Origin of the sequence: Limnofasciculus baicalensis BBK-W-15 (genome assembly GCF_024178385.1) — a bacterium.
Taxonomy (GTDB): Bacteria; Cyanobacteriota; Cyanobacteriia; order Cyanobacteriales; family Coleofasciculaceae; genus Limnofasciculus; species Limnofasciculus baicalensis.
On record NZ_JAMZMM010000695.1, the window covers coordinates 1 to 1,412 of the forward strand.

1 protein-coding gene is annotated in these 1,412 nt (G+C 62.8%); it reads left to right on the forward strand.

Annotation, left to right across the window (positions count from 1 at the left end):
* Positions 1-215 precede the first annotated feature (215 nt).
* Positions 216-1,367 (forward strand): hypothetical protein, encoded by a 1,152-nt coding sequence (locus tag NJ959_RS29530; RefSeq protein ID WP_254015326.1) that lies wholly within the window; start codon positions 216-218, stop codon positions 1,365-1,367.
* Positions 1,368-1,412: the final 45 nt, after the last annotated feature.

The window sequence follows — 1,412 nt, forward strand, 5'->3', positions numbered from 1 at the left end:
GCCTCCGCAAACCCATGGGCGTCGCAAAGTCGAAGTAAGTCCACGTACGTTGAGCAGCATTGCATTCCCGTGCCACTGACCTGTCCGCAGGTCAGTGTTTTTGTTGGTGCAGCCGCGCGGCGGCCTGAAGGGTCGTCTCAGCCACCCCGCAGTTATTCGCACCCAAGCCCGAAATTCCGCTGGCACCACCGCCATCCATGGTGTATGTCTGAAGAATGCAGGCCCAAGGCCTCAACTTTGTCACTGCCCTCACCGCGACCGTCGCGGCCGCTGTGACGTCAATCGCGATCGCCCAGACTCCTTCCGTCACCCTCCTCGGCTTTCGACCCGGCTCGACCTACTCGCAGGCAAACGGCGTGTCTGCCGACGGGTCCACGGTGGTGGGCACTTCAGGAAGTCGAGCGTTCATTTGGCGTGCCAACACCGGTCTTTACGACATCGGCGCCGAGCCTGGCGCATCGAACTTGAACACCTACGGCTATGCCATCTCGGCCGACGGGTCGACGGTCGTGGGATCCACCGGGCCGGACTTCTTCCGCTGGCGAGGGCAAGGGACGTTTGAATCGCTCGGTCGGATTGGCCCCGGCTATTCGAGATCCGATGCCACGGCGGTTTCCGGAAACGGTGACGTCATCGTCGGCTGGGGCAGTACGCCCAGCCCTGGAAGTCTCACACGTTCGTTCCGATGGAACAGCGAGGAAGGGACGCAGACGTTTGGCTTCGATCTATCAGGAAATAGCACGGCGCGAGGTGTGAGCACTGATGGAAGCACTATCGTGGGTTATGTCAGAGTCGATACCACCTACCGAGCCTATTCGTGGAGTCAGGCGGGTGGGTTGACTTTGCTGCCATCGGCGGGCGATGCGTCCGCTCTTGCGGTCAACTTTGATGGGCGCATCATTGTTGGTGGTGGTGGGGCAAACGCGGTCACCGCAACCATGTGGCGTAACTCGCAGGTTGTGGACCTGGGAACGTCGCCGGGGTGGCAAGGCAGCGCCGCACTGTGCGTTAACGACGACGGAACTGTGGTTGGTGGCCAGCTTGCAATGCCGGACGACATAACCAGCCTTCCCCAAGGCGCCATCTGGACCCCCGACCACGGCTTCGAAACGCTCACCACCTATCTGAACCGCTTCGGCGTCGCGTTCCCCGAGGGATGGACGGCGAGCATCGTGAACGGCGTTTCCGCCGACGGTCGGACCATCGTGGGCAACGCTCGCAACGGCCTCTCCCCCGAACAGGCCTTCGTTGCAGTAGTCCCCGCGCCTGCGGTCCTGACGCTTCCAGCACTTGCTGCCTTCTACGCGAGCCGTCGCCGCCGCTACTCCAACCTCACCCCGCCGTCCCCCCCTTCACCCGATCCCTGATCGCGCGCCACAACGCCTCACCTCCCGCACCCTTTACAACCCTCG